The 25,598-nt window shown below is 72.3% G+C and carries 19 protein-coding genes; 9 read left to right on the top strand and 10 right to left on the bottom strand.

The features are described 5' to 3' along the window. Positions 1–122 precede the first annotated feature (122 nt). The 3 genes from ACGFRF_RS25300 to cseB all read right to left on the bottom strand — a co-directional run bounded on the left by ACGFRF_RS25300 (position 123) and on the right by cseB (position 3,506). Entirely contained in the window at positions 123–1,160 is a 1,038-nt protein-coding gene (locus tag ACGFRF_RS25300; protein WP_393743527.1) for a D-alanyl-D-alanine carboxypeptidase family protein, read from the bottom strand. Between the two features lie 371 nt (positions 1,161–1,531). Beyond that, a complete protein-coding gene (locus ACGFRF_RS25295; RefSeq protein WP_393743526.1) occupies positions 1,532–2,776 on the bottom strand; it encodes an ATP-binding protein in 1,245 nt (414 codons plus the stop codon). 1 nt (position 2,777) lies between these two features. After that, positions 2,778–3,506 carry a two-component system response regulator CseB gene (gene cseB, locus ACGFRF_RS25290; RefSeq protein ID WP_393743524.1) on the bottom strand — a complete coding sequence of 243 codons (729 nt, stop codon included), beginning with the start codon at positions 3,504–3,506 and terminating at the stop codon, positions 2,778–2,780. Between the two features lie 674 nt (positions 3,507–4,180). On the opposite strand from cseB, the gene ACGFRF_RS25285 reads away from it, so the two are divergent. Further along, complete coding sequence (locus tag ACGFRF_RS25285; RefSeq protein ID WP_393743522.1) at positions 4,181–7,474, top strand: glycosyl hydrolase family 18 protein; 3,294 nt, start codon at positions 4,181–4,183, stop codon at positions 7,472–7,474. On the opposite strand, the gene ACGFRF_RS25280 is transcribed toward ACGFRF_RS25285, so the two are convergent. Then, complete coding sequence (locus ACGFRF_RS25280; RefSeq protein WP_393743711.1) at positions 7,408–7,659, bottom strand: DUF1990 family protein; 252 nt, start codon at positions 7,657–7,659, stop codon at positions 7,408–7,410. The two genes, ACGFRF_RS25285 and ACGFRF_RS25280, sit on opposite strands and share 67 nt — an antisense overlap. 130 nt (positions 7,660–7,789) lie before the next feature. Between ACGFRF_RS25280 and ACGFRF_RS25275 the strand changes: the two genes are divergently transcribed. Both ACGFRF_RS25275 and ACGFRF_RS25270 read left to right on the top strand, forming a co-directional pair. Next, positions 7,790–8,680, top strand: a complete 891-nt coding sequence (locus ACGFRF_RS25275) for a class I SAM-dependent methyltransferase (protein ID WP_393743520.1) — start codon at positions 7,790–7,792, stop codon at positions 8,678–8,680. A gap of 243 nt (positions 8,681–8,923) precedes the next feature. Next, entirely contained in the window at positions 8,924–9,850 is a 927-nt protein-coding gene (locus tag ACGFRF_RS25270; RefSeq protein WP_393743518.1) for an alpha/beta hydrolase, read from the top strand. A 26-nt stretch (positions 9,851–9,876) separates the two neighbouring features. Here ACGFRF_RS25270 and ACGFRF_RS25265 read toward each other — a convergent pair whose 3' ends face one another. Then, complete coding sequence (locus tag ACGFRF_RS25265; RefSeq protein WP_393743516.1) at positions 9,877–10,164, bottom strand: hypothetical protein; 288 nt, start codon at positions 10,162–10,164, stop codon at positions 9,877–9,879. A gap of 290 nt (positions 10,165–10,454) precedes the next feature. Here ACGFRF_RS25265 and ACGFRF_RS25260 point away from each other — a divergent pair, with 290 nt between their 5' ends. After that, positions 10,455–12,728: an ATP-binding protein gene (locus ACGFRF_RS25260; RefSeq protein ID WP_393743514.1), complete on the top strand. Its 2,274-nt coding sequence runs from the start codon at positions 10,455–10,457 to the stop codon at positions 12,726–12,728. Positions 12,729–13,007: 279 nt separating this feature from the next. Beyond that, complete coding sequence (locus tag ACGFRF_RS25255) at positions 13,008–15,821, top strand: AAA family ATPase (RefSeq protein WP_393743512.1); 2,814 nt, start codon at positions 13,008–13,010, stop codon at positions 15,819–15,821. 90 nt (positions 15,822–15,911) lie between these two features. On the opposite strand, the gene ACGFRF_RS25250 is transcribed toward ACGFRF_RS25255, so the two are convergent. Together ACGFRF_RS25250 and ACGFRF_RS25245 are read right to left on the bottom strand one after the other, a co-directional pair. Continuing rightward, a complete protein-coding gene (locus ACGFRF_RS25250) occupies positions 15,912–19,067 on the bottom strand; it encodes an AAA family ATPase (protein WP_393743510.1) in 3,156 nt (1,051 codons plus the stop codon). A 163-nt stretch (positions 19,068–19,230) separates the two neighbouring features. Continuing rightward, on the bottom strand, positions 19,231–19,665 hold the full coding sequence (locus ACGFRF_RS25245; protein ID WP_393743508.1) for a hypothetical protein: 435 nt from the start codon (positions 19,663–19,665) through the stop codon (positions 19,231–19,233). Positions 19,666–19,879: 214 nt separating this feature from the next. Here ACGFRF_RS25245 and ACGFRF_RS25240 point away from each other — a divergent pair, with 214 nt between their 5' ends. Beyond that, the gene (locus tag ACGFRF_RS25240) at positions 19,880–20,455 is read left to right on the top strand and encodes a TetR/AcrR family transcriptional regulator (protein WP_393743506.1); all 576 of its coding nucleotides are present in this window, start codon (positions 19,880–19,882) and stop codon (positions 20,453–20,455) included. 309 nt (positions 20,456–20,764) lie between these two features. Here ACGFRF_RS25240 and ACGFRF_RS25235 read toward each other — a convergent pair whose 3' ends face one another. Next, the gene (locus ACGFRF_RS25235; protein WP_393743504.1) at positions 20,765–21,304 is read right to left on the bottom strand and encodes a CGNR zinc finger domain-containing protein; all 540 of its coding nucleotides are present in this window, start codon (positions 21,302–21,304) and stop codon (positions 20,765–20,767) included. Between the two features lie 119 nt (positions 21,305–21,423). Here ACGFRF_RS25235 and ACGFRF_RS25230 point away from each other — a divergent pair, with 119 nt between their 5' ends. After that, a complete protein-coding gene (locus tag ACGFRF_RS25230; RefSeq protein ID WP_393743502.1) occupies positions 21,424–21,852 on the top strand; it encodes a hypothetical protein in 429 nt (142 codons plus the stop codon). 104 nt (positions 21,853–21,956) lie between these two features. Here the strand turns inward: ACGFRF_RS25230 and ACGFRF_RS25225 are convergent, their stop codons facing one another. Then, complete coding sequence (locus tag ACGFRF_RS25225) at positions 21,957–22,883, bottom strand: alpha/beta hydrolase (protein ID WP_393743501.1); 927 nt, start codon at positions 22,881–22,883, stop codon at positions 21,957–21,959. A 291-nt stretch (positions 22,884–23,174) separates the two neighbouring features. On the opposite strand from ACGFRF_RS25225, the gene ACGFRF_RS25220 reads away from it, so the two are divergent. Together ACGFRF_RS25220 and ACGFRF_RS25215 are read left to right on the top strand one after the other, a co-directional pair. Then, the gene (locus ACGFRF_RS25220) at positions 23,175–24,053 is read left to right on the top strand and encodes a helix-turn-helix domain-containing protein (RefSeq protein ID WP_393743499.1); all 879 of its coding nucleotides are present in this window, start codon (positions 23,175–23,177) and stop codon (positions 24,051–24,053) included. Continuing rightward, the gene (locus ACGFRF_RS25215) at positions 24,050–24,439 is read left to right on the top strand and encodes a DUF2255 family protein (RefSeq protein ID WP_393743497.1); all 390 of its coding nucleotides are present in this window, start codon (positions 24,050–24,052) and stop codon (positions 24,437–24,439) included. Before ACGFRF_RS25220 ends, ACGFRF_RS25215 begins: the two co-directional genes overlap by 4 nt. Positions 24,440–24,583: 144 nt before the next feature. Here ACGFRF_RS25215 and ACGFRF_RS25210 read toward each other — a convergent pair whose 3' ends face one another. Continuing rightward, entirely contained in the window at positions 24,584–25,588 is a 1,005-nt protein-coding gene (locus ACGFRF_RS25210) for an NADP-dependent oxidoreductase (RefSeq protein ID WP_393743495.1), read from the bottom strand. Positions 25,589–25,598: the final 10 nt, after the last annotated feature.

Raw genomic sequence — 25,598 nt, 5'->3', positions numbered from 1 at the left:
GGCACCCGAGCAGCCGGCACCCGGCATCCCCGTACTGCCCGCCGAGGTGCCGCGCGGGCGCGGAAGGGGCGACGCGGTGACGCGGCCCGTGGCACGGGCCGTCGGCCTGCGCTGAGGGCCCGTCACCGGCCGGCGGGCCCGGTCGTCGCCACCCACCGCCGCACGCTCGCGACCAGCGCACCGCTGGTCGCAAGCGCGGCGTCGAGGCCCTGCTGGGAGCTGGTGCCGGCTTCCTGGTGCAGGACGACGCCCAGGACGAGCCGCTCGTGTCCGTCGCGGTCCGGGGCGGTGGCCGCCCACATCAGATTGCCGCCTGCCGGGGTGCTGGAGCCGGTCTTGACGCCGATCACACCGTTCTCGCCGAGCAGGGTGTTGGTGTTGTGGACCTTGCCGGACACCCCGGGCACGGTGGCGTCCCGCTCGGCGACGACGGACCGGAACACCGCGTCGCGCATGACCTTCCGGGCCAGCATCAGCTGGTCCTCGGAGGTGCTGACGGTCGTCGGGACGATGCCGCTGGAGTCGGCGTACGTGGTGTTCGTCATGCCCAGGCCGTGGGCCGCGCGGTTCATCTTCCGGACGAACGCCTCTTCCGAGCCCGCGTCCCAACGGGCCAGCATCCGCGCGATGTTGCCGGCCGAGGGAAGCAACATCAGTTCCAGCAGCTGCCGTTCGGTCAGCCGCTGCCCGGCCTCGACGGCCACCGTCGACTCCGCGCCCAGGCTGGACTCCTGGCCGGCCTGGGCGTCGACGGTCACGCGGGCACCGCTTCCGCCCGGAGGGATCGGATGGTCGCGCAGGATGACGTACGCGGTCATCACCTTGGTCACGCTGGCGAGGGGAACGGGTTTCTGCGCGCCTCGGGAGCCGAGTTCGCCCCGGGCGCCCAGGCCCTCGACGTGGATGCTGGTCTGCCCGTCCGCCGGCCATGCCAGGGACTTCGGCGACACAGGTCCTGCCGGACCGCCATCGCCCGGGCGTACGCCATCGCCCGGGCGTACGACGGCGAGCACCACCAGGGTGGTCAGCGCGACGGCACCGGCGGCGCAGGAGGCGACCAGGCGTGACCGGAGCGCGCGGCGGAGCCGGGACCGGACCAGGGACGGTGGCACCTGGTCCGGGCGCAGCTCGGGCTTGCCGGGGACGGTGACCGGGCACATGGGACGCACCTCCTGAGGACAGGTGCGTGACGCTCACACACCCCCGATCACTTTGCGTGGCGAGCGCGTCCGTGAGGCGGTGACCGGTCGTCCGGCACCGCTCAGGTGTGTATCCACCGTGTATCGAAGCGCAAAGAGGGCGGCGGGTCGGGGCGCGGCGGGCAGTCGGAGCACCACCACCGCCCGCCGTCGGCGACATCGGCTCACGGCGCGGCGGGCACCCGGAGCACCACCACCGCCCGCCGTCAGGGGCTTCGGCTCACCGCGCGGCGGGCACCCGGAGCACCACCACCGCCCGCCGTCAGGGGCTTCGGCTCACCGCGCGGCGGGCATCCGCAGCACGACCACCGCCCGCCGTCGGCGACATCGGCTCACGGCGCGGCGGGCAGCCGGAGTACGGCCACCGCCCCGCCGTCGGGGGCGTTGGTGAGGTCCAGCCGCGCGCCGATGACCCGTGCCTGGCCCAGCGCGATGGTCAGGCCCAAGCCGTGGCCGTGGCCGCGTTCGGCCGCCCCGGTGCGGAAGCGCTGCGGTCCGTGGGTCAGCAGGTGGGCGGGGAACCCGGGGCCGTGGTCGCGTACGGTGACCGTCGTGGCCGTCACCTCCACCTCGACGGGCGCGCGGCCGTGCCGGTGGGCGTTGGTGACGAGGTTGGCGACGATCCGGTCGAGGCGGCGCGGATCGGTGTCGACGCGCGGCTCCCCCCGCGCGGTGAACCGCGCCTGAAGGCCGGTGCGGGCCAGCGAGTCGCGGACCACGGCGGCCAGCGGCACCGGGCGCGGATCGGCCGTCTCGGCACCCGCGTCGAGCCGGGAGATCTCCAGCAGTTCCTCGACCAGGTTCCGCAGCACCACCACCCGGTCACGGACCAGATCGGTCGCCTCGCCCTCGGGGAGCAGGCCGCTCGCGGTGACCAGCCCCATCAGCGGGGTGCGCAGTTCGTGGGCGACGTCGGCGGTGAACCGCTGCTCGGCCCGCAGCCGTTCGTGCAGGCTGTCGGCCATCGCGTCCACGGTGGCGGAGATGGCGCCGATCTCGTCCCCGCCGCCGGAGCCGGTCCGCGCGGCCAGGTCGCCGTCCGAGATCCGGCGCGCGGTCCTGGCCACCCGCCGCAGCCTCCGGTTGGGCAGTTCGGCGGCGAGCGCAGACACGGGCACGACGACGGCCAGCACGACCAGGGAGTACTTCCACATGTGCCGGTCCAGCGCGTTCCGGGTGAGCAGGTCGGAGGTCATGTCGACACTCACCGCGAACGGCTCGCCCCGGTAGCTGCGCGCGGCCCACATGCTGGGGTGGTAGGGGTCGTCCTCGTACCAGGTGACGGTGTCGTCGGCCGTGCCGGTCCGGTCGCGGAGCCGATGCAGCAGTTCCTGCGGCATGGCACCGGTGTTCAGCTCGTCGCCGTCGGGAGGCGTCCCCTCCCGCTCGTAGCGTTCCACGTCGACGGACAGGGCGTTCACCGCCTTGGCCGCGCCGTCGTTCATGGAGCGGGCCAGGGTGCTGCGGTGGACCAGCAGTCCGACGGTGAGCGCGACGGCGCAGCAGGCCACGGCCACGAGCAGGGCGATCTTCCAGCGCAGCGAACGCCAGTTGAGCAGCGCGCGGACGGTGTACACGTCAGTTCCGCCGCAGCTTGTAGCCGAAGCCGCGTACGGTCTCGATCCGGTCGGCCCCGATCTTCTTCCGCAGCCGTTGCACACACAGGTCGACCACCCGGGTGTCGCCGTCCCAGCCGTAGTCCCACACGGTGCGCAGGAGTGTCTGCCGGTCGAGGACGACGCCGGGGTGCGCGGCGAACTCCAGCAGCAGGCGCAGTTCGGAGGGGGCCAGCGCGACCGGCTCGCCGCCCCGGAACACCTCCAGGCCGGCGGTGTCGACGGCCAGGTCGCCGAAGACCAGCCGGCTGTCCCTCCCCGGTGTCGGGGCCGGCTCGGTGCCGGCCGCGTGGAAGGTGGCCCGGCGCAGCAGCGAGCGGATCCGGGCCACCAGTACGGCGGTGTCCACGGGTTTGACCACGTAGTCGTCGGCGCCGGCCTCCAGGCCCGAGACCACGTCCAGGGCGTCGCCGCGCGCGGACATCATCAGCACGGGGGTCATGCTGGTCTCCCGGACGCGTCGGCACAGCCCGATGCCGTCCAGGCCGGGCAGCATCACGTCCAGCAGCAGCACGTCGTGCCCGCCCTCCCGGAACCGCTCCAGTCCGGTCAGCCCGTCCCCGGCCGTGGCGACCCGGTATCCGTAGCGCTCCAGGGCCAGCGCGACAGATCTGCGGATCACCTCGTCGTCCTCGACGAGCAGGATCGAGACGGAGGCCGGGAGGCCTTCCGGCGCCGGGGCTGCGAACATGTCTTCCCCTCGTCACGTGGATGAAGGGGCACCATCATGCCGTCAGGGGCGCGGCGGCGGGCCACCGGGGGACGGCCGGGGCGGGCTTCGAACGCGAGGGCGACTCCGCTGCGTGATTCCGGGTCAGGCCATGAGCCGGCAGGCAAGCGGAAAGAGACCGGTTCAAGTCCCGCACCGCCCTGATCACATGGGCGGAACAGGTGCGCTGCTTACGCCCGGCGCCCACCAACCCCTCGTCCTTGCAGTGGTCCAAGAGCCGGTCGAAGGCCACCCGTTCCCTGCCGTGCCCGGCCAGCCGGGTGCGGAACCGGCTCAGCACGCCGGCATAGAAGCCCGTGTCCGTCAGCTCGGCCCCGAGCGCGTACGTCCAGTCGGTCGCCCGCCGTCATCGCCGCGGCCTGCCGGTCGGTCTCCCCGCGCCGCCGCAGCAGCCCGGGCCGGAACCTCCGGCAGCTCCTTCGGCCGCATCGCCCCCTCGGCGTCGATCATCGTGCCGCCACGTGCTCGTCGCGTGCCAGGCCCTTCTCGACTCGGCTCAAGGGCCGGCAACTGCGCACCTTCGGTCACGGATTGACGGTAGTTGACTGGGCAATTAAAGTCTCGCCGGTTAAGTCCGACTCGTCCGCAGCGGGAGCTGATCCGCTCGTCGAGTAGACCGACCATCTAGGAGTACCATGAGGAAGACCGAGCTGCTCCTGCGCAGCCGCCATCGGTTCAGACCGCCGGCCACCAGACGCCCGTCGACGACGGCTGTGACCGAGGCTCTGGCCCTGGTGGCCGGTCTGGTGCGCATCGTCGCAAGACCGCGCTCCCTGGCCGTCGCGCTGGTCACGGCTCTTGGAGCGGGCCTTCTGGCCGCCCTGCCGGCGTCGGCTGCCATCGGTGACCGGCCACTGATCACCTGGAACATGCAGGGATCGAATTCGGACGGCGCCAGTAAGTGGACCTTCGACATCGGAGGTTTCCTCAACGGCTGGGCCACCCCCCCGATCCTCGCGCTGCAGGAAGCGGGATCGCAGGAGCCGCCACGTATCCCGGGAACGCAGCGGGAGTTGCTCGGCGCCGGCCAGCTGGCGGCTCTGCCCGCAGAGCTCCAGGCTCAGATGCCGCCGTACGCGATACACCCGGCCGGACCGAACGTGGTGCGGCACACCCAGTGGTACGCGGCCACTGCCCACGCCGCGATGGACGTCTACTTCCTGCAGACCGATCCCAACGGCGACAGCTGGTCAGGGGGCCGGGTCAACCTCGCCATGGTGACGGAGCGGGCGGCGGACGAGGTCGCCATCGTGCCCAATCCCCTGGGGCAGACCACCGCCTGGGCCGCCCGGGCGACGCTGGGGGTCCGTTTCGGGCACACCTGGTACTTCACGGTACACGCGCTGTCACGCAGCGGTGGTTCCGATGCACCGGGCCTGCTGGCCAACATCAACAGGTTCGTGACATCGCGGGGTCAGAACGAGGACTGGATCGCCCTCGGCGACTGGAACCGGGCGCCGGGCACCATGCAGGGGCGTCTCCCGGCCGGGGCGCAGATCTACAGCACCGGCCAGACAACTCAGCGCAGTGGCGGTGAGCTGGACTGGGCGGTGTACTCCAACGGCGCCGTCAACGGGGTGAACGTGCAGCTGAGGTCTACAGCCTCCTCGGACCACACCCCGGTCCAGATCGGCACGCTGCAGGCCGCTGCCGAGCCCACCCCTCTCTTCAGCAGCTACCGAGCAATCGAGAGCATGGCGGCCGGCGGGGTGCTGGACGGCTACTACGACCCGTCGTCCTCCAACGCCACCCTCATCACCAGCCACACCAGGAACGGCTCGGACAGTCAGAGCTGGCACGTGGAGCAGTACCCCGACACGTCGATCCGCTTCGTGGGAAAGGAGAGCAACCGTTGCATAGGGGTTCCGGCCGACAGTACGAGCACCTATCTGGCGCTTGACGACTGCACCAACGACTCGAGGCAGCGCTGGGTCCCGGAGTACCTCGGCAACAACGAGTACCAGCTGCACAGCGCCCAGGACCCGGACGTGTGCATGAACGTCGAGGGCGGCCAGACCGACCCCGGCCAGAACCGGCTCATGATCGGGTACGCCTGCCAGAACACTCCGAACGAGCGGTGGATCTTCACCCCGGCCGAGGCCACCACCGACGTCGACCTGAGTCCGACTGATCTGTCCCATGCCGTCCTGCCGTACACCTCGCTGGAGAACATGAAGGCCGGCGGCATCATGGACGCCAACAAGAACGGAACCGCCAACGGCACCTCCATCGTCTCCTATCACCGCACCGGTGGCGGCAACCAGGGCTGGGACCTCCTCTGGCCCGACAACAACACCGTGACCTTCAAGGGTTCGTCCAGCGGTCGCTGCGTCGACACGGAGAACAGCGGCCAGAACGTCGGCCCCGGGTCGGCTCTCGCCCTCTACGACTGCAACGACCAGGACAGCCAGAAATGGCATCCCGAGCAGCTGAGCAACGGGCAGGTGCTGCTGCACAGCGTCAAGCATGCCGACCTGTGCATGGACATCAAGGGCGGACCCACCAACCCGAACGACGGCAACCTGATCCTCTGGAACTGCTCCGGCTCCGCCAACCAGCAGTGGCTGTTCACGTCGTTCGATCCGTCCGGCTCGCCCGACCCACGGTTCGAGCGGGACCAGAGCGAGCTGATCGCGCTGCCCGATCCGGGCGTGCCCGCCCAGCGGACGGCGTACTTCCCGAGCTGGTCGGTCTACGCGAACAACTTCTTCGTCAAGAGCCTGGACACCGAGGGCATCGCGGGCAAGCTGACCACCCTGAACTACGCGTTCGAGAACATCGACCCGGTCAACCTGACGTGCCTGTCGGCCAACAAGGCGGGCTCGTCCGACGAGAGCGACACCACCGGTAACGACGGTGCCTCCGACGCCTGGGCCGACTACCAGATGGGCTTCACCTCGGACAACAGCGTCGACGGCAGCGAGGACGCCTGGGACCAGCCGCTGAAGGGCAACTTCAACCAGCTCAAGCAGCTGAAGGCGAAGTACCCGAGCCTCAAGGTCCTGGTGTCGCTCGGCGGCTGGACGTACTCGAAGTACTTCTCCGACGCGGCGGCGACCGACGCCTCGCGCAAGAAGTTCGTCAGTTCGTGCATCGACATGTACATCAAGGGCAACCTGCCGGTCCTGGACGGCAGTCCGGCCGGCGGCCAGGGCGCGGCGGCCGGTGTCTTCGACGGGTTCGACATCGACTGGGAGTTCCCGGCCAGCGCCGACGGGCACGCGGGCAACCACTACTCCCCGGAGGACACCGCGAACTTCACCGCACTGCTCCAGGAGTTCCGCACGGAGCTGGACGCCCTCGGCGGCAAGCACTACCGGCTGACCGCGGCGCTGCCCGCCGGCTCGTCCAACATCGACCAGATCCAGGTCGGTCAGGTCGCCTCCGCCCTCGACATGGGCGACGTCATGGCCTATGACATGCACGGTGCGTGGGAGACTGCCGGGCCGACCAACTTCCAGTCGCCCCTGTACGACTCCTCGGCGAGCCCGGCCAGCGGCACCGGTCTGACCGCCAACGACGCGATCAACCACTACCTCCAAAACGGTTTCCCCCCGTCCAAGCTCACCCTGGGCGTCCCGTTCTACGGCCGCGGATGGACCGGCGTGCCCGACGGTGGCAACCACGGTCTGTACCAGTCGGTCACCGGAGCCACCGATCCGTTCCCCTACTCGCAGTCGCCGGGTGTCGCCATGTACAAGGAGCTGGAGGATGCGGGCAAGCTGGCCGACACCCACTACGATCCGACGACCAACAGCTCGTGGGTCTACGACGGCTCCAACTTCTGGAGCATCGAGACAGCGCAGTCGCTGACGGCCAAGCGTCAGTACATCAAGGACAAGGGTCTCGCCGGCATCATGATCTACTCGCTGGAGGCCGACGATTCCGCGACGACCTTGCTCAATGCTGCCACTGGCTTCACCGGCTGATCCGAGGGCGTGACCCGAGCGGTCAGGCCCGACACCAGGTCGAAACCTTCGACCGCAGGTGCGGGCGCCCAGCCGGAATTCTCCCCGGCTGGGCGCCGAGCACATGGCCCGGCCGCGCGGGCGTACCAGCGAGCCCAGCGGCTGGAGGCGGTGACGGTGAACCAGACCTCCCCGTCGTCGGCCAGGCTCCACCAGGAAGGACTCGCACCGCACTTCGAATATCGGATCCGCGCACACGTGTCGACTGAACCTCCGGCCCGCTCCGGGACGTGTTACGCACAGAGACCGCGCAGGACAGGCACCGCGGAGAGGGACATGACCGATACCGCCCGAGCAAGCAGCACCGGAGTCGCGGGGGTGGGCGTGACCGCCTTCCTGGTCGCCGCGGCCCGCGCGATCGAGACCTCCCGGCCCGACGCGCCGGCGCGGGACGAGTACGCGGAGCACTTCGTCCGCGCGGCGCCCGGCTGCGCCGACTGGCCGCGCCGGTTCGACGAGGTGCCGGACGGCGACGCCGATCCGCTGTGGGGCCGGCTGGCCCGCTTCTTCGGTCTGCGCACCCGCGTCTTCGACGGGTTCCTGCTCAGCGCCGCGGTCGGCGGCTGCCGGCAGGTGGTCGTGCTGGGCGCCGGTCTGGACACCCGCGCCCACCGGCTGCCGTGGCCGGACGGCAGTACGGTCTTCGAGATCGACCAGGAAGAGGTGCTCGCCTTCAAGCAGTCCGTCCTGGACACGCTCGGGGCCGTCCCGCGGGCCGCCCGCGTCGCCCTCGCCGCCGACCTGCGCCAGGACTGGACCGACGCCCTGATCGCGGCCGGTTTCGATCCGACGCGTCCGACGGCCTGGCTCGCCGAGGGGCTGGTGCCGTATCTGCCGCCGGCCGCGGAACACGAACTGCTCGCGACCGTCAACGCGCACAGCGCACCGGGCAGTGCGCTCGGCTACGAGGTCAAACACGGGGTGAACCCGGCCGAGCAGCACGACTGGCCCGTCTACGCGGCGGTCCGGGAGCGGCTCGGCATCGACCTGCTCGCCCTGTTCAGCAACGAACCCCGCCCGGACTCCGTCGCCGACCTCGGTGCACGGGGCTGGGACACGGCCGTGCACACGCCGTTCGGCTTCGCGGGCCGTCACGGCGTGGGTCTGCGGCCGGCGCCGGACGACGCGCTGGCCGCCAACCGCTGGATCCTCGCGGTCCGCTCCTGACGACCTCCCGCACGGCGGGCGGGAGCGACGGGCGGCGCCCCACCCGGACGCTCAGACACGTGTGCCGCGCCCTCCCGGGCCGGCGAGAAGGGGGGCAAGGTCTTTCCCAGGCAGGAACTTGTCTCTTCCGCCGGTGTGTGTGGTGGCGGACTGTGGATGTGTGCCCGGCAGGGACGGCCCCCTCGGGGGTCCGCCGGCCGGGTGCGTCACGACACCTCATCGACCCTCGGCAGGAGTGCCCTCATGGCCAGGACCACCGTCAGTTTCGACAGCGCCGGTATCGAGATCGCCGCCCACCTCTACACCCCCGACACCCCGGCGTCGGGTCCGCGGCCGGCGCTGGTGGTCGGTCACCCCGGTACCGCCGTGAAGGAGCAGACCTCCGGCACGTACGCGCAGCTGCTGGCCGAGCGTGGTTTCGTCGCCCTCGCCTTCGACGCCGCCTACCAGGGCGCCTCCGGCGGTCTGCCGCGCGGTCTGGAGGACCCCGCCCAGCGCGTGGAGGACTTCAAGGCCGCCGTCTCCTACCTCACCACCCTCGACGAGGTCGACGCCGAGCGGATCGGACTGCTGGGCATCTGCGCCTCCGGCGGCTACTCGCTGACCGCCACCGGCGGCGACCACCGCGTCAGGGCCGTGGCCACCGTCAGCGGCGTCGACGTCGCCCGCCAGTTCCGCCTCGGCGCGGACGGCAGCCAGGACCCGGCCGTCTTCCAGGCCCTGCTGGACGCCGCCGCGGCGGCCCGCACCGCCGCCGCCCGCGGCGAGGACCCCGGCGCGCTGCCGGTCTTCCCCGAGACCGCCGAGCAGGCCGGCGCACTCGGCGGCGAGCACGGCATCGAGGGCTTCGAGTACTACTGCACCTCACGCGGTGAGCACGAGCGGTCCACGAAGTCCCTGCCCTGGCAGAGCGTCGACAAGCTCGCCTTCTTCGACGCCTTCCTCGCCGTCCCGCTGATCGGCCCCCGCCCGATCCTGCAGATCATCGGCGAACGCGCCGTCACCGCCTGGATGGCCGTCGAGGCACACCAGCGCGCCACCGGCCCCAAGGAACTGCACCGCATCCAGGGCGCCAGCCACGTCGACCTCTACGACAAGAAGCAGTACATCGACCCCGCCGTCGACAAGCTCACCGACTTCTTCACCACCCACCTCACCACGGCCGGCTGAGCAGACGGCAAGGTGACCGGCCGGGATCACGCGGCGGCCGAGACCACGGAGGGCTTTTCGGGGGCGGGCCCTCGACCGCCCAGGCGCCAGACGCCGAGGTCGTCGCAGACGACCTCGCGCGTCTCGGCGGTGGCCTCCTCGACGTCGAGTCCGCCGCGCAGCGCGCGTTCGCGGGGGGTACGGGCTCTACGCAGGGCAATCTCGCGGGCGGCCGCGGGACCGGCCGCCTCCAGGACGACGTAGTAGTGCTGAACCAGTCGTCCCTGCGCGGAACGGAACGCGAACCCTACGAGCCAGACAGTCCTGGTGACCATGGAAAACGCCCTTCGGGCAATACGTGAGGGCCACGATGTCTCGTTCGTCGCGGCGGCGTATTACGGCTGGTCGACGATGGCTAGGTCTTTTCCTCCCTGAATGTTCACAGGCCACACCGGTCCGCACATGCGTCACATGACTGTCGTTGCGACGCTCGTCGCGGCATAGGTGTCGTAGGGACTCCGCTCCACGACCGGTGCCGGGCCCTCCCGCCGCGTGCCCTGGACGACGTCGTGGCTCGGGCCGTCCCGCCTCTTGCTTTAATGGCCATTCCAGAACTGGGGGTGGGATGGACAAGGCGGAGTTCGGCCGGCTGCTGCGTGCGGCGCGACAGCGTTCGCTGCTGACGCTGGAGAATCTGGCCGAGGCGTCCGGAGTGAGTGTGCGGGCCATCAGCGACATGGAACGGGGGCAGAGCCTGCCGCGGCAGGCGACGCTGAGCGAGCTGATGGACGCCCTGGAACTCGACGAGGACGAGCGGCGGCGCTTCGTCGAGGCGGCGATGCGGCGTACGGAACACGTCCCCCGGCAGCTGCCGCCGGACCTCGCGACGTTCCGCGGCCGGACGGAGGCGCTCACGGCCGTCCACCGGCTCAGCCCACACGTGTCCCGGTCCGGAGCACATGTCGTCATCTCCGCGATCGGCGGCATGGCGGGTGTCGGCAAGACGACGCTCGCGGTGCACTGGGCCCACCAGGTGGCGGACCGGTTCCCGGACGGCCAGCTGTACGTGAACCTGCGCGGCTTCGAGGACTCGGGACGGCCCCTGGACCCCGGCGCGGCCCTCGCCGGGTTTCTCGACGCGCTCGGAGTGCCCAGCTCCTCGGTACCGCGCGGCACCGAGGAGCGGTCGGCGTTGTTCCGCGAGCGGGCGGCGTCCCGGCGGCTGATCGTCGTGCTCGACAACGCGCGCGACGAGGAGCAGGTCAGGCCGCTGTTGCCGGCTGCGGCGGGGTGTCTGACCATCATCACCTCCCGCAGTCAGCTGTCCGGTCTGGCCGTGACCGAGGGCGCCACGCTGGTCGGTCTGGACGTGTGGTCGCCCGAGGAGGCTCTGGCCGCGCTGGCGGCCAGGATCGGCGAGGAGCGGTGCCGGGCGGAGCCCCGCGCGGCGGCGGAGTTGGTGGAACTGTGCGGGTTCCTGCCGCTGGCGGTGGCGATCGTGGGCGCGCAGGTGAGCGCGTCGCCGCGGGTTCCGCTGGGGCCGGTGGTGCGCGAACTGCGGGAGTCCCGGCCGCGGCTGGACGCCCTGTCCAGCGGTGACCGGCGCGTCGACGTCCGTGCCGTGTTCTCGTGGTCGTACCGGGCCCTGACACCCGGGACCGCCCGGTTCTTCCGGTGTCTGGCCCTGCATCCGGGGCCGTCGGTGTCGACGGAGGCCGCCGCCTCGCTCGCGGGCGTCGGTACGGCGGCGGCCCGGCGGCACCTGCGGGAGCTGATCTCGGCGAACCTGCTGTCCCGGGACGCGGAGGGACTGTACGTGCTGCACGACCTGGTACGGGCCTACGGCACCGAACTCGTCGAGCGGGAACGGGACGACCGCCTCGGCGCCGAGACCCGTCTGCTGGACTACCTGCGGTACAACGCCCACAAGGCCAACCGGCTGCTGGGGCGCTCCGTCTTCGACTCGGTGGGCCCCCCGGCCGAGGGCGTGGTGCGCGTCCTTCTCGACAGCCGTGAGGAGGCGCTGGACTGGTTCCGTCGGGAGGAGTCGACGGTCTCGGCGGCGCTGCGCTCCCTGGACGATCCGCAGCTGTTGCGGTTCCGCATGCACCTCACGCAGGACTGGGTGACCTACTACTCGGTCATGGGCCGCTGGACCGAGGAGATCGAGACCAAACGCATCGGCCTGGACATCGCCCTGCAGTTGGACGAGCCGGCCGCCATCGCGCGGAACTCCGCCGACCTCGCCCGCGCGCTGGCGGAGACGGGCCAGGTCGACGAGGCCGACCGGCAGGTCGACTTGCTGCTCGGGCTGCTGGAGCGGCTGGATCCGGTGGATCGCGCGGCCACCGAGCGGAGCATCGGCTGGGTGCGGGGCCGCCAGAAACGCCACGCCGAGGCCCTGCACCATGCCCGCAGGGCGCTGGAGATCTACCGCGCGCTGGGGGACGAGGGCACCGCGGCCCGCGAGATGAACGCGGTCGGCTGGTATCTCGCCCTGCTCGGCCGGTACGAGGAGACGATCGCCCTGTGCGAGGAGGCGGTCGCGCTGCTGCGGCGGCACGGCAACCTCCGTATCGAGGCGGCCGCCTGGGACACCATGGGCTACGCCAGACAACACCTCGGCGATCTCGATGCCGCGATGGCGGACTACCGGGAGTCGCTGCAGCTGTACGGAGAGGCCTTCGACGGTTACAACCAGGCCGAGGTGCTCGACCATCTCGCGACCGCGCAACAGGAGCGTGGTGACCGTACGGGGGCACGGGAGAGCTGGCTGCGGGCGGCCGACCTGCTGAGCGCGATCCACAGTCCGCGCGCGGAACGGATGCGGGCAAACGCACACGCCTTGGACGCTCCCACAGCACCCACAGCACCCACAGCACCCCCCGAGCAGTCCTGACACGGCCGACGTCGACAGCGGCAGGCGGCAGGCGGCAGGCGGCAGGCGGCAGCGGAGGCTTGACGCGGCGGCCGGCGCCGCCTCGGCGGGTAGTGCCGCGCGGGATGTCCGACCGCGCGCAGGGACGCCGCCGCGTGTCCGCTGCCTGGGGGTTCCTCCCGCGGCCGGGCAAGCTGCATGCGAACTGCCTGGTTCCGCCGCTTCCGCTCCGGTGGGATGGAGCAGGTACGGGAGCGCTCCCTGGACGGGCGGGATCGCTCGCACGGAACAGGGGGCACGATGAACGCGCAGACCAGGCTCTCCCCTCTCACCGCGGTCGAGGAGGCGCAGCCCGCGCTGTCGCTCGTCACCCCCCGTCGCGGGGTGCTGTCGGACGACCCGGGGCTCATCGGCCGCGATCCGGAACTGCGGGCGCTCAAGGACTTCCTGCGCGAGGCGAGGGACCACGGAGCGGCCCGGATGGTGTGCGGGCACGCCGGTGCGGGCAAGTCGGCGCTCCTGGAAGCCACCGTCCAGGCGGCGGCGGCCACCGGCATGCGCGTCCTGCGCTGCGCCGGCATCCGGGGCAGCAACCCGCCCGACCTGACCGGCCTGCTCCAGATCGTCTGGCCGGTCCTGGCAGACCGGCGCCGGCCACCGGCCGCCGGTCCGCTCGACGCTGTGGAGAGGGTGCTGGTCGACGGCGCCCCCGCACCGGGCGGACCGTCGTGGCTGCCCTTCGCCGTTCTCCGGGTTCTGGAGTCGGTCAGCCGCGCCGGGCAGCCCCTTCTGGTGGCCGTCGACGACTGGGACGCGCTGGACGCCCCCAGCAGGGACGTACTGACCTTCGTCGCCCGGCGGGCCGAGGGCCATCCGCTGGCGCTGCTGATGACCTCCCGCCCGCACCGCACGCGTGCGGCCTCCCCCCCGGCCGGCCTCCCCGTACTGCCGCTCGGCCCGCTCGACCCGGCCGAGTCCGCCCGGTTGCTGGCGGCGCGGCGTCCGGGCCTGGACGCGCAGGCCGTGCGTGAGCTGCTGGCGACCGCGGCCGGTAACCCCTTGGCGCTGCTGGAACTCCCGGCCGGTCACGAGGACTCACTGCCCTGCATGCCGGGCTCGTCCGACCGGCTGGCCTCCGCCCTGGCGCCCGGCGCCGCACGTCTGCCCTCCGGGACGCGGGACCTGCTGCTGGCGGCGGCGCTGCACCCGGCGGGAGACCTCCCGCTGCTGCTGTCGGCCGCGTCGCGGATCGGGGGCACCGAGCTGGACTTCACGGCGCTGGAGCCCGCCGAACGCGCGGGCCTCGTGGCGTTCGACGGCATGCGGCTGCACTTCAGCCACCCCGCGACGGCGGGGGCGGTGGTCCACGGCACCGACCCGCGGCGCTGCCGTTCGGCGCACGCGGCCCTGGCGGCCGTCCTGGCGCCCGGCTCGGTACAGATGCTGTGGCACCGGTCGCAGGCGGTTCAGGGGTGTGACCCGGAGCTGGCCGGCCGCCTGGAGGCGGTGCACGGCCAGGCGCTGGAGCAGTGTGAGCCGCCGATGGCCGTCCGGCTGCTGCGGCGGGCGGCCGACCTGTACCCGCTACCCGCGGACCGGGGCCGCTGCGCCCTCAGGGCCGCCCAGCTCGCCCATGTCCTCGGCCTGGAGCGGATGACACGGACCATGGCGCACCGTGCGCTGCGGCACCCGCTGGGCCCCCTGGGCAGGCTGTGTGCCGAGGCCCTGGCGGGGACCGGGAACGGCGGGCAGCCGTCGGCCGACCCCGCCGCCTGGCCCGCGCCGGCCGGTGCCGCCGAGCAGGAGAACGCGCTGGAACTGGCCCGGATCACGGCGCCCGCGGTCGCGGGCGACGACGAGCGCGCCGAGGCGCTGCTGGCCTTCCTCGACGGGATGCCGGACCGCTCGGACGAACCCCGGCTGCTGCACGCCATGGCCACGGTCGGTCCGGTGCGCCGCGCCGCGACCGTCCTCGCGGGCGTGTCCGCCGTCCGGCACCTGGCCGACGTGCCCGTACGCGATCTCGAACGCCTGGGTGAGGCCGCACTGCTGGCGGGTGACCCGCTACGGTCGCTGGACCTGTACCGGCAGGCGGAGCGCCGCCACCGCTTCCTCGACCTGCCCGACCAATTGCCCCGGGTGCTGCTCCGGCAGGGCCTTGCGCACCTGGCCATGGGCGACCGGGGCCAGGGCGGCCACGCGTTCCGGCGGTGCGCGGAACTCGCCGAGGCGTACGGCCAGGACCACCACGCGGCAGCCGCCCGTCTTCTGGTGGATCTCGTACGGGGTCTGCGCACCGGCGACACGGTACGTCCGGGCAGCGCCGCCGACCTGGAGGCGGCCCGGCGCTCGGTGCGTTCGATCGACACGGTGCTCGCGGTCGGCACGGCCTGTGCCCTGGTGGAGGCCGGCGAGTTCGGGGCCGCATGGCCGGCGTTGTCGTCCCTCCTGGCAGACCCGCGGAGCCGCGCGGCGGCCCTGTTCGCCCTGGTGCCCTTCGCGGAGGCCGCCGAGGCCGAGAACGCCGAGGAGGCGCTCGCGACGCTCGACCGGCTCGAGGCGGAGCTGGGTGCCGAATGCGCCCCGGTGGTCGCCGTCCGGCTCGCGGTGGCGCGCGCCGTCCTCACGGACGACCAGGACGACCAGGGGGCGCAGGACGCTCAGGGACTGTCCGAGCGGGCCTTCGCCGAGGACCTGTCCCGCTGGCCGTGCCTCGAAGCGCCGCTGCGTCTCGCCCAGGGCAGGCGACTGCGGCGCCGGCGGCAGTTCGCCGACTCCCGTGCGGCCCTGCGCCAGGCGGCGGCCGGCTACACCATGCTGGGTGCCGAGGCACGCCTCGCGCGGATCGCCGGGGAGCTGCGGGCCTCCGGGGAACGGGCGGACGGCGGCGCCCCGGGTGTGTCCCGGCCGGCCGCGGCCCGCGATCTGCTCACCCCCCAGGAGCTGCGGATCGCCGAACTCGCCGGCCGTGGACTGTCCAACCGTGAGGTCGGCGAACAGCTCGGTCTCTCGCCGCGGACCATCGGCGCGTACCTCTACCGCATCTTCCCCCGGTTGGGTGTGACGGCGCGGGCGCAGCTCGCCGAGGTGCTGCGGGACCGCCAGGCCGCCTGACCGCGGCCGGACCTCACTTCTCGCAGGCACAACTCGCCGAGTGCTGCGGGACCCTCGCGCGGCCTGACGGCGGCGACCGGGCCCGCCCGTTCAGCCGGCGCCGATCCTCGCGGCGAGCTGTGCACGGGAGGAGACGCCCAGCTTCGGGAAGATCTGGTACAGGTGCGAGGCGACCGTACGGGGTGACAGACGCAGCTGTTCCCCGATGGCTCGGTTGGTCAGGCCGCGGGCGGCCAGGCGGGCGATGGTGAGTTGCTGCGGCGACAGCACGCGGGCGATGTCATCCGCGCGGGAGTGCCCGTCCGCCGCGCGGGAGTGCCCGTCCGCCGCCTGGCCGGTCGCCCGCAGCTCGGCTGCCGCCTGCTCCGCGCGGGGCAGGGCTCCCAGGTCCCGGAGAACGGACTCGGCGGTGGCCAGAGGCGTGCGGGATTCGGTGACGCGGCGCCGGCGCCTGAGCCAGGCTCCGTAGCCGAACTGGGTCATGCCGTGCAGCAGTGGCCAGGCGCCGACTCCGGGCCGCAGCGCCCGGCGGTAGCCGACCTCCGCCTCGTCGTCCGGGGCGAGGACCGCGTCGGCGTACGCCAGGATCCGTTGCGGCAGGGGTGCGCGCCCCGCCTCGGTCAGGGCCGTGACGTGCTCGACGACGGTCCTGGCGTCGGCCTGCTCTCCGGCGGGCAACGCCGCCTCGGCCAGGAAGGCGAGTCCCCAGAACTGCTCGAAGGCGTACGGCGTCGCCGGGTCGGCGAACAGGGAGCGCAGTCGGGCGTAGGCCTCGGCGTACCGGCCCGTGCCGGACGCGGTGAGGGCGCGGGCCAGCGCGGCCAGGTTCAGTTGCCGGTTCTGACCGAGGTGCAGGGAGGCCTCCTCGACCTCCGCGGCGTACTCCAGTGCCTTGTCGTGCTGTCCGCGCAGCGCCGCGATGATGCCCAGCGTGCCGGTGGCCCTCGCCACCCAGTCGGGCTGCCCCGTCCGGCGGGCGATCATCCGGCCCTCTTCGGCCAGCGCCTGGGCGGTGTGCCACTGGGTGCCGAGCCAGATCTGGCCCATCGCCCTCGGTACGAGGAGCTGCGGCAGCCGCCCGTACCGGCCGCCGGCGCGAACGGCCGCCTCTGCCTCCTCGAGCAGCGGCGCCGCCCGATCGAGGTCGGAAACGAGGTGAGCGACTTGCCCGACCAGGCCCCTCTCGTCACCGTCGGCGTCGGCGTCGGCGTCGGGCAGTCCGGTGGCGGGCTGCGGGGCTGCCACGTCGGGGAGCCCGAGGGCGGAGTGCGGGCCCGCCACGTCGGGCAGCCCGGAGACGGAGTGCGGAGCCGCCTCGCCGGGGAGACCGGAGACGGAGGGCCGCCCCGCCTCGCCGGGCAGCTCGGAAACGGAGTGCGGTGGCTCCGTGCGCGGCAGGGAGAGGGGGTCGGTCAGCGCCATGACGGCGACGTCCCGTGCGTCCCGGGGCCCGGACCGCAGGTCCTCGAACGCCCGCAGGACCATGCGGCGTTCGCCGGGGCCGGCCTGCTGCCACCAGCACCTGCGTGCCGCCGCGTACAGCAGTTTCTGCGTGAGCGCGGGGTCCTGCGGGGCGACGGCGCGCGCCGCCTCGCACAGGTCGGCGATCCGCTCCCGGCCGACCGCGCTGCTGCCCGGCAGCAGATCGTGCACCCACAGCAGCAGGGCACGTCCGAACGTGCCCAGTTCGCTCGGCTCGATCCGGCGGGCGTGCCGGAGCGCCTGGTCCATCAGCCCGTGGTCGCAGGCGAGTTCGGCGGCGCGCAGCAGCCGGGCCGCCCTGCGTTCCGGATCCGGGGAGAGACGGGCGGCGTGTTCCAGCGCGGCCAGGGCCACGAGCACGGCGGTGCCCGGACGGGGGCCGGCCGCCAGCGACTCGAGCCGCCGCGCGAGTTCCTCGTCGGGGCCTGCCACGCACTGGGCCGTGTGCCAGGCGGCGTGGGGACGGCTGGTGAGGCTCCGCCCGAGCGCGTGATGAGCGGCCATGCGCCGGGCCGCCGACTCCAGGTGCAGCACGGCCGGACGGACCAGCGGCTCGGGGAAGTACAGCCGCCGATTCTCCTCGACGCCCTCCACCCCGAGTTCTACGGCTCCGGCAGCCCCCGCAGCTCCGACCGGTTCAACGACTTCGGCCGGTTCACCCGCTTCGGCCGACCCGACGACCCCGACCGACTCGGCGACGAGTCCACGGGCGATCGTCTCGGTGAGCCCGGCGCGTGCCGCCTGGCCGCTGCCCAGCAGGAAGGTGCTGGCGCGCAGGATGTCCCGGGTGACCGGTGAGGCGCTCAGCGCGGCGGTGAGCAGCACGGTGCGGGCCGGTGCCGACAGCCCTTCCACGTCCTCCGCGTACGCCTCGGCCAGACGGGATGTCGCCGGCAGCATGCCGAAGCCCGCCGCGTCGCCGAGATGGCCACCGTCCAGGGAGAGTTCCGTCAGGGCGAGTGGATTCCCCCGCGCCACGGCGAGGACGAGTTGCTCCTCGGCGTACCCGGTGGCCCGGCCGGCACGGGTGACGAGCGCGCGGGCCTGGGGAGAGGGCAGGCTCCCGAGCGTCACCGTGCGCGCGTTCGGAACGGGCCGGACGTGGGAGGCGGCGCGCTCGGCGACGATCAGGCCCACCCGCGTCTCGTCGCAGAGCCGGGCCAGAGCGCGCAGGGTGTCGCTGCTGGCGCCGTCGAGCCGGTCGAGGTCGTCCACGCACAGCAGAACCGGTTCCGCTGCCACGGCCAGCAGGCGCATCACCGCTGCGGCCAGTGGAGCGGGGGCCGGCGGGTCGGGTTGCGTGGGGGTCGGCATGGCACGTTCATCGGAGGCCGCGGCCACCAGTTCCGCGGAGGCCGCCGCGGCCTGTTCCGCAGTGGCCGACGGGACCAGTTCATCGGTACCCCACGCCGCCACGTCGCCTCCGAACGCGGCGTCCAGGAGGGCTCGTTCTCTGGTGGGCAGGTCGGCGATCCCTGCCAGGGCGGGACGCAGGAGGCGGTGCAGCGCGGCATGCCGCAGTCCCCGCTCGCCGGGTGCCCACTGAGTCGACAGCACACGTATGCCCTGGCGGTCCGCCGCCGCCGCGGCGAAGCGGATGACGGCGGACTTGCCCGTGCCCGGAGCGCCGCTCAGGTGGAGCACCCGCCCCTCGCCGCGGGGCAGGGCCGTCAGCAGTGCGGCCACCATGTTCCGTTCCCGCTCCCGGCCGAGCAGGCCGGTGCCGTCCGGACCGACGTCGTCCGAGCCGATGTGCGCGCTCATCCCGTGATCTCCCACACTCCCCCGGCGCACCTCGGGTGCGTCCGCAGCCGTACTCGCGCGCGCGTGCTCACCTCGCGCATGCGCGTTCACCGCCCCTCCGCATGCTGTCCGTGCACACCCTCACCCGCATCACGCACACGTGCCACCATCGGGGCGCGTACTCTCACTCACATGTCCGCTCGTCCGGGAACGGGCTGTCCGCGCCCGCCGCCGCGTAGAGGTCGCGGATGCTGACGTCGGCTCCGAACTCCAGACGGCTGAAGACCCAGTCGATCGGGTGGCACTCCCGTGCGTCGGGCAGCTCCACGACGATGGGGACGGCCGTGGGGTGGGCGGCCGGGGCGTCCCGCCAGGCTCCGCCGATGTGACGCGTCAGGATCTCGCCGACGTAACAGCCGAAGGCGACGAGGGATTCCGCCATGTCCTCTCCGGTCACGCCTTCGGCCCGGAAACCGTCGACGATGTCCTCCACCAGATCGATGCTCTCCGGACTGTAGTCCAGCTCCGCACCGCTGATGTCGGCCGCCGCCGCGACGATGGCAGCGGCGTGCCGGGCCGCGTTGGCGGGCTCCAGCGGGGGGTTCAGGTGCACCTGCATGTCGGTCCTCGGGCTGTTTGCCGTCAATGGCGTCGAGGCTAACCGCACAACACCCGGTGGGACATGTCCCTGCCCGGATCGATATGGAACGTCGTAGTCCGGGCGGAGGAACGAAGGTGCCCCGTGGTGTCACGTTTGCAGTCGATCGACTCATGCCGCAGGTGGCCGCACCTGTCAGAGTCAGACCTGACTCGACCGACGAAAGGATCCCGGTGTGGCACGTCCTCGTGGATTCGACACCGACGCGGCAGTGGAGCAGGCCATGGCCCTGTTCTGGAGGCAGGGCTACCGCGCCACGCCGATGCCACGGCTGACGGAACTGCTGGGAATCGGCAGCGGCAGCCTGTACGCCGCCTTCGGTTCGAAGGACGGTCTCTACGCCCAGGCCTTGCGACGCTACTGCGACGGTCTGGTGGCGGCGCTGGACCGGGACGTGCGGGCGGGAGGCGACATCCGCACGGCCTTGCGGCGGTTGCTGCTCGCGATGGTGACGGCCGACGCCGCCGACCCGGAACGCGGGTGTCTGCTGGTCAACGCGATCGTCGAACGCGCGGCCCACGACGGCACCGTGGAGCAGGTCCACACGGCCATGACCGCCATCGAGGCCGTGCTGACCGAGGCGCTGGAACGCGCTCGGCTTCGCGGAGAGCTGTCCGGCGAGCGCAGTCCGGTGGAGCTGGCCCGCTTCCTCACCACGTTCATCCAGGGTCTGCACGTCATGAGCCAGGCGCGCGCCGACCGGGCGTTCCTGGAGCCGGCCGTCGCCGGGGCACTGCGGGTTCTCGACTGAGACCTCATGGCCGTCGATCATGTGACCGCGACCCGGTCCCTTCGGACCCGAGCCGGCCCACGAACGGGACGTGCCCCTCGTCCCTTCGTCGCCGGACGGCAGTCGAACGACTGATGCTCCGCAGACCCACGGGGACCGGCCCGGCGGATGCCGTGACCGAGGACCTGCTGATCGGCCTGACCGCCGACCTGGAGAAGCAGAGATGGATGTTCCAGGCCGAGAACCGGGGCTGAGGGGTACGGGGGCGGTCCCGTACGAGGGGACCGTCCCCAACAGACACGTGTGCGCGCCGGTCCGGGCGCAAGGCTGTCACTGCCGGCGACGGGCCCGCAGGGCGGCTGCCTTGACGCGGTTCCCGCAGGTCCACATCGCACACCATTCCCTCCGGCTGCCCCGGGAGCGGTCGAGGTAGACCTGTGTGCAGTCGGGGCGTCCGCACTCGCGCAGCAGCGCAGCGTCCCGGCCCGCGACGATCTCGACCGCCTCGCGCGCCAGGTCGGCCAGGGCGTGGGCGGCCGTACCGGAACGGCTCGTGCCTCCGGACCCCAGGCATAGGACCACCGGCACTCCGGCCGCCCGCCGGTTCACCGCGGTGACCGCCCCGGCGGGCAGGGGATCGCCGGCGAGGCGAGCCCGCACGAGCAGGTAGATCGCCTCTCGCAGCTCCAGGGCCGCGCGCAGGTCGGCGTGGTCGGATGCGGGCCGCTCGTCGAGCAGCCCGGACTCCACGAACCAGGAGTCGAGCAGCCCGGGAGAGCCGATCCGCTCGATCGGAACTGGCGCACGCCGCTCCTGCAAGGTGCCCACGAAGTCGAGGGTGGGCGTCCCGCACGGAAACACGTGTCTCACATGATCCTCCTGACAGGGAAGTGGACGCCCTTCCAGAGTAACCGCCTTGACAGGTGACGCTAGCCCGTGGGAATCTCTCGTCACCGGTCAGAGCAGTTACTTCTTGGTGAGGAAACCCCATGGCAGTCGTACGGTTCCATCTCGTCTCCACGCTCAGCCCGAAGGACGTGCTGGAAGTGCTGACCGACTTCGGCCCCTCCCGGGCGAAGGCCTGGCCCACGATCGACGCCGAACACTTCCAGGTCCACGGCCTCGGCGACACCTGGGCCGAGGTCACCGAGGGCACCGCCGCCGCCTGGGAACGTGCGCGCTACGAGTGGGAGCCGGACGGTGACACGGTCACCATCACCACCCTCGACTCCAAGCTCTTCGGAGCCGGCGGCGGCTGGGTCTTCCGGATGACTCCCGAGGACGACGGCACCCGGGTCGACGTCGAGCTGACGCGGCAGCCGAGCACCTTCAAGGGCAAGATGCTCGCCTCACTTCTCCCCCTCGCCGCCCCTTCGTCCCTGCGCAAGTCCTTCGCGGGCCCTCTACAGGCGAAGTGAGCCGCCCGCGGGCCCTGACACGTTCACACAGGTGACGGGTTCGCATGCCGAAGGGGCCGACAGCACGCGCTGTCGGCCCCTTCGGCGTGTGTACCGGCGCCTGCTCAGCCGGCCGTGGTGAGGTGGGTGGTGAAGAAGTCGGTGAGCTTGTCGACGGCGGGGTCGATGTACTGCTTCTTGTCGTAGAGGTCGACGTGGCTGGCGCCCTGGATGCGGTGCAGTTCCTTGGGGCCGGTGGCGCGCTGGTGTGCCTCGACGGCCATCCAGGCGGTGACGGCGCGTTCGCCGATGATCTGCAGGATCGGGCGGGGGCCGATCAGCGGGACGGCGAGGAAGGCGTCGAAGAAGGCGAGCTTGTCGACGCTCTGCCAGGGCAGGGACTTCGTGGACCGCTCGTGCTGGCCGCGTGAGGTGCAGTAGTACTCGAAGCCCTCGATGCCGTGCTCGCCGCCGAGTGCGCCGGCCTGCTCGGCGGTCTCGGGGAAGACCGGCAGCGCGCCGGGGTCCTCGCCGCGGGCGGCGGCGGTGCGGGCCGCCGCGGCGGCGTCCAGCAGGGCCTGGAAGACGGCCGGGTCCTGGCTGCCGTCCGCGCCGAGGCGGAACTGGCGGGCGACGTCGACGCCGCTGACGGTGGCCACGGCCCTGACGCGGTGGTCGCCGCCGGTGGCGGTCAGCGAGTAGCCGCCGGAGGCGCAGATGCCCAGCAGTCCGATCCGCTCGGCGTCGACCTCCTTGCGGGTGGTGAGGTAGGAGACGGCGGCCTTGAAGTCCTCCACGCGCTGGGCGGGGTCCTCCAGACCGCGCGGCAGACCGCCGGAGGCGCCCTGGTAGGCGGCGTCGAAGGCGAGGGCGACGAAACCGCGCTCGGCCATCAGCTGCGCGTACGTGCCGGAGGTCTGCTCCTTCACGGCGGTACCGGGGTGACCGACCACCAGCGCCGGCCGCGGACCCGACGCCGGGGTGTCGGGGGTGTAGAGGTGGGCGGCGATCTCGATGCCGGCGCTGTCGAAACTGACGGTGGTCCTGGCCATGAGGAGACTCTCTCTCGTCGATCGGCTTGTAGCGTTTTCGTCGGATCTACTCCCACACAGGGGAGATGTTCCTTTGGTTCTTACTGTGCTGCTGAGGAGCAAGCGAGGGAACCGTCAGATGACGGTGCGTCCGGCGGACAGTACGAGGGAAACCCGTAGCTCGCCGTTCCGGGCACACTTCTACGATCGCGGCAGGTCAGCGCAGGGAAAAGAGACAAGTTCCTGCCTGGGAAAGATCCTGCCCCCTCATACATATGTCGCAGCCGGGGTGACCGCGTGACACTGGAGAGCATGAATTCCGCATCCCATCTCCCCCTCGGCGCCTTTCTCAAGGCGCGTCGGGCGCAGCTGACGCCGCAGGAGTGCGGGCTGCCCGAGACGGACTCCGCCCGCAGGGTCGCCGGGCTGCGCCGCGAGGAGGTCGCCCAGCTCGCCGCGATCAGCGTGGACTACTACACCCGCCTCGAACAGGGCCGCGTCCGGGCCTCCGCCCCCGTGCTCGCCACCCTGGTCCGCGCCCTGCGCCTCGACGACGACCAGCAGAGATACCTCTACGAACTCGCCGGCCGCAACGACGACCGCCCACGCCGCCGTAGGCCCGCCCAACGCCTACGGCCCGCCATGCGCCGCCTGCTCGACCAGCTCACCCACACCCCCGCACTCGTCCTCGGCAAACGCCTCGACATCCTGGCCTGGAACCCGGCCGCCGTGGCCCTCTACACCGACTTCGCCGCACTCCCGCCGGCCCGCCGCAACTACATCCACCTGCTGTTCACCGACCCCGCCGTCCGGGCCCTGCACCAGGACTGGAACCACGACGCCCGCGACGCGGTGGCCGCCCTGCGCATGGAGGCCGCCGCCGACCCCGACGACCCCGAACTCGCCCGCCTCGTCGGCGAACTGTCCGTCCAGGACACGGACTTCCGCACCTGGTGGGCCGAACACCGCGTCAACAGCGCCGGCTACGGCACCAAGCACTACCACCACCCCCTGGTCGGCGACCTCACCCTCGACTGCGACACCTGGGCCGGCCCGGACAACTCCGGACAACGCCTCATGGTCCTCACCGCCCCACCCGGCAGCCCCGCCCACGACGCCCTGCGCATCCTCATCTCCTGGACCGCCGGGCAGGAGACCGGCACCGACCGAACGAAGGACCTGACCCGATGACCACCTGGACACCGGAGGACCAGGCCCTGTTCTCCGAGACCTACGCTCTCGTCCTGACCGCCGGGGACGACGGTCACGACGGCGTGGAGATCGGCATGGTGGTCGTCGACGGCCGGCTGTACGTCCGCGCCTACCGGGGAGTCCGCTCCCGCTGGTACCGGGCGGCGCGGGACCTCGGCCACGGACGGATCCAGGTGGCCGGCGTCACCCGGGACGTTCTCCTTCAGACTCGTGACCTGGACCTCTCCCCCGGGCTCGACGCCGCCTTCCGCGCCAAGTACGGCCCACTCGCCGACGCCCTCGTCACCAGCCCTCAGGCACGGGCCGCGACGATCAGGATCGACCCGGCGCCCGCGCCGGATTCCGGCACGGCTCCGGCCCTCTGAGGGCGCGGCCCGCGCCCGGAACACGTCGTCGTCGCCACCGAGGACGGTCTCGCCGCGGCGGCCCCGACCTGACGGCCGCCGGATTCGTCGGCGACATCTCGCGGTCTTCCGGCCGCGCTCACCCCCCGGTGACGACGAGCGGGCTCACAGTTCCAGTACCGCCTTGCCGGTGTTCTCGCCGGCGAAGAGGCCGAGCAGCGCCTGGGGGAACCGCTCGACGCCGCCGGCGATCACATGGGTGCGTTCCTTCAGCCGCCCGGAGCGCAGCCAGTCGGCGAGTTCGACGCGGGCCTCGCCGTAGCGCGCCGCGTAGTCGAAGATGACGAAGCCCGTCATGGAGGCCCGCTTGACGAGCAGTTGCATGTAGTTCGCCGGGCCCCGGAACCCCTGCTCGGAGTTGTACTGCGACACGGCACCGCTGATGACCACCCGGGCGCCGTGGGCGAGCGTGGTGAGCACGTCGTCGAGGATGTCGCCGCCGACGTTGTCGAAGAAGACGTCCACGCCGTCCGGCGCGAGGTCCCTCACCTGAGCCCGGACGTTCCCGGCCTTGTAGTCCACGGCCCCGTCGAAGCCGAGCTCCTCCACCAGGAAGCGGCACTTGTCGGGACCTCCGGCGATGCCGATCGCGCGGCACCCCTTGATCCGGGCGATCTGCCCGGTCAGCGCGCCGACGGAACCGGCCGCCGCGGAGACGACCACCGTCTGGCCGGGCTCGGGCCGGCCGATGTCGAGCAGGCCGAAGTACGCGGTCAGTCCGCTGTAACCAAGAGCGCCGAGGTGGACCGGCGCCTCGCCCAGGGACAGGTCGACCGGGGCGACGTCCCTGCCGTCGCTGATCGCGTACCGCTGGACGCCGAAGGTACCGCTCACCACCTCGCCCACGGGGTGTCCGGGGTGGCGGGACTCGACGACGCGGCCGATGCCCGCGGCGCGCATCACCTCGCCCAGGCCGACCGGGGGCACATAGCTGCGGCCCTCGTTCATCCAGGAACGCATCGCCGGGTCGACGGAGAGGTAGTCGACCTGGACGAGGAACTCCCCTTCGCCCGGCCGCGGGGCCGGTTCCTCGACGTACTGGAAGTCGGAGGCGGCGGGCAGGCCGACGGGGCGTGCCACGAGGCGGTACTGGGCGTTGGTGCGGGTCATGTGTCTGTCC

The organism is Streptomyces sp. NPDC048521 (genome assembly GCF_043199855.1).
Classification (GTDB): Bacteria; Actinomycetota; Actinomycetes; order Streptomycetales; family Streptomycetaceae; genus Streptomyces.
This window is presented reverse-complemented; position numbering and strand designations above follow the sequence as displayed.